General features: G+C 55.2%; 1 rRNA gene. It reads left to right on the top strand.

From position 1 onward, the window contains the following. The first annotated feature begins 46 nt into the window (after nucleotides 1-46). Nucleotides 47-3,161 (top strand): 23S ribosomal RNA (locus ACGFNJ_RS44030). The last annotated feature ends 65 nt before the right edge of the window (nucleotides 3,162-3,226 follow it).

Below are 3,226 nucleotides of genomic sequence, written 5' to 3'. Positions count from 1 at the left end.
TTTGTGTGTTGTTTGAGAACTGCACAGTGGACGCGAGCATCTTTGTTAGTAAGTGTTTAAGAGCGTACGGTGGATGCCTTGGCACCAGGAGCCGATGAAGGACGTAGGAGGCTGCGATAAGCCTCGGGGAGCTGTCAACCGAGCTGAGATCCGAGGATTTCCGAATGGGGAAACCCAGCACGAGTGATGTCGTGTTACCCGCATCTGAATATATAGGGTGTGTGGAGGGAACGTGGGGAAGTGAAACATCTCAGTACCCACAGGAAGAGAAAACAACAGTGATTCCGTGAGTAGTGGCGAGCGAAAGCGGATGAGGCTAAACCAGGAGCGTGTGATACCCGGCAGGGGTTGCGTTTTTGGGGTTGTGGGGCTCATTTTCTTCATTCTGCCGGATGGAGCGAGAGTCAGAAACCGTTGGGTTAGTCGAAGTGGTCTGGAACGGCCTGTCGTAGAGGGTGAGAATCCCGTAGACGAAAATTCAACGGCTCTTGTAGTGAGTACCCGAGTAGCAGCGGGCCCGTGAAATCTGCTGTGAATCTGTCGGGACCACCCGATAAGCCTGAATACTCCCTGGTGACCGATAGCGGACTAGTACCGTGAGGGAAAGGTGAAAAGTACCCCGGGAGGGGAGTGAAATAGTACCTGAAACCGTGCGCTTACAATCCGTCAGAGCCTTCCTCTTTTGAGTGTGGGGTGATGGCGTGCCTTTTGAAGAATGAGCCTGCGAGTTAGTGGCATGTGGCGAGGTTAACCCGTGTGGGGTAGCCGTAGCGAAAGCGAGTCCGAATAGGGCGTTTGGAGTCGCATGTTCTAGACCCGAAGCGGAGTGATCTACCCATGGCCAGGGTGAAGCGACGGTAAGACGTCGTGGAGGCCCGAACCCACTTAGGTTGAAAACTGAGGGGATGAGCTGTGGGTAGGGGTGAAAGGCCAATCAAACTCCGTGATAGCTGGTTCTCCCCGAAATGCATTTAGGTGCAGCGTCGCGTGTTTCTCACCGGAGGTAGAGCTACTGGATGGTCTAGGGGGCCTACAAGCTTACCGAAATCAGCCAAACTCCGAATGCCGGTGAGTGAGAGCGCGGCAGTGAGACTGCGGGGGATAAGCTTCGTAGTCGAGAGGGAAACAGCCCAGATCGCCGGCTAAGGCCCCTAAGCGTGTACTAAGTGGAAAAGGATGTGGAGTCGCGAAGACAACCAGGAGGTTGGCTTAGAAGCAGCCACCCTTGAAAGAGTGCGTAATAGCTCACTGGTCAAGTGATTCTGCGCCGACAATGTAGCGGGGCTCAAGTACACCGCCGAAGCCGCGGCATTCAGACATTATCCCGCCTTCGGGCCAGGAGTCTGGATGGGTAGGGGAGCGTCGTGTCACCGTGGAAGCAGCGGAGTGATCCAGTTGTGGAGGTGACGCGAGTGAGAATGCAGGCATGAGTAGCGAAAGACGAGTGAGAAACTCGTCCGCCGAATGACCAAGGGTTCCTGGGCCAGGTTAATCCGCCCAGGGTGAGTCGGGACCTAAGGCGAGGCCGACAGGCGTAGTCGATGGACAACGGGTTGATATTCCCGTACCCGTGTATCCGCGCCAAATATCGAATCAGCTTTGCTAAGTATCCAAATGTGGACGGATCTCCTTCGGGAGACTGGAAGCGGCTGCATACGACCCGGGTTGTAGTAGGTAAGCGATGGGGTGACGCAGGAAGGTAGCTGGGCCAGTCAGTGGTTGTACTGGTGTAAGCCTGTAGGGCGAACGGTAGGCAAATCCGCCGTTCATATAGCCTGAGAGGTGATGCGTAGCCGATTGAGGCGAATTCAGTGATCCTATGCTGCCGAGAAAAGCCTCTAGTGAGTTGGTACACGGCCCGTACCCCAAACCGACACAGGTGGTCAGGTAGAGAATACTAAGGCGATCGAGAGAACTGTGGTTAAGGAACTCGGCAAAATGCCCCCGTAACTTCGGGAGAAGGGGGACCACGCCTGGTGACGGCCTTTACGGTCTGAGCTGGGTGGGGTCGCAGAGACCAGAGAGAAGCGACTGTTTACTAAAAACACAGGTCCGTGCGAAGTCGTAAGACGATGTATACGGACTGACGCCTGCCCGGTGCCGGAAGGTTAAGAGGACCGGTTAGCGCTTCGGCGCGAAGCTGAGAATTTAAGCCCCGGTAAACGGCGGTGGTAACTATAACCATCCTAAGGTAGCGAAATTCCTTGTCGGGTAAGTTCCGACCTGCACGAATGGCGTAACGACTTCTCTGCTGTCTCAACCACAGACTCGGCGAAATTGCATTACGAGTAAAGATGCTCGTTACGCGCGGCAGGACGAAAAGACCCCGGGACCTTCACTATAGCTTGGTATTGGTGTTCGGTACGGTTTGTGTAGGATAGGTGGGAGACTGTGAAGCGGGCACGCCAGTGTTTGTGGAGTCATCGTTGAAATACCACTCTGATCGTATTGGACTTCTAACCTCGGACCATGATCTGGTTCAGGGACAGTGCCTGGTGGGTAGTTTAACTGGGGCGGTTGCCTCCTAAAATGTAACGGAGGCGCCCAAAGGTTCCCTCAGCCTGGTTGGCAATCAGGTGTCGAGTGCAAGTGCACAAGGGAGCTTGACTGTGAGAGCGACAGCTCGAGCAGGGACGAAAGTCGGGACTAGTGATCCGGCACCGGCAAGTGGAAGCGGTGTCGCTCAACGGATAAAAGGTACCCCGGGGATAACAGGCTGATCTTCCCCAAGAGTCCATATCGACGGGATGGTTTGGCACCTCGATGTCGGCTCGTCGCATCCTGGGGCTGGAGTAGGTCCCAAGGGTTGGGCTGTTCGCCCATTAAAGCGGCACGCGAGCTGGGTTTAGAACGTCGTGAGACAGTTCGGTCTCTATCCGCCGCGCGCGTCAGAAACTTGAGGAAGGCTGTCCCTAGTACGAGAGGACCGGGACGGACGAACCTCTGGTGTGCCAGTTGTTCCGCCAGGAGCACCGCTGGTTAGCTACGTTCGGAAGGGATAACCGCTGAAAGCATCTAAGCGGGAAGCCTGTTCCAAGATGAGGTTTCTCACCCTCTTGAAGGGTTAAGGCCCCCCACAGACCATGGGGTTGATAGGCCAGAACTGGAAGCCCGGTAACGGGTGTAGGTGACTGGTACTAATCGGCCGAGGACTTACCAACAAAGAAGCTACGCGTCCACTGTGCAGTATCTGAAACAACACACAGACACTGCAGCAGACATCGAA

The organism is Nocardia sp. NPDC049149 (genome assembly GCF_043197455.1).
GTDB lineage: Bacteria > Actinomycetota > Actinomycetes > Mycobacteriales > Mycobacteriaceae > Nocardia.
This window is presented reverse-complemented; position numbering and strand designations above follow the sequence as displayed.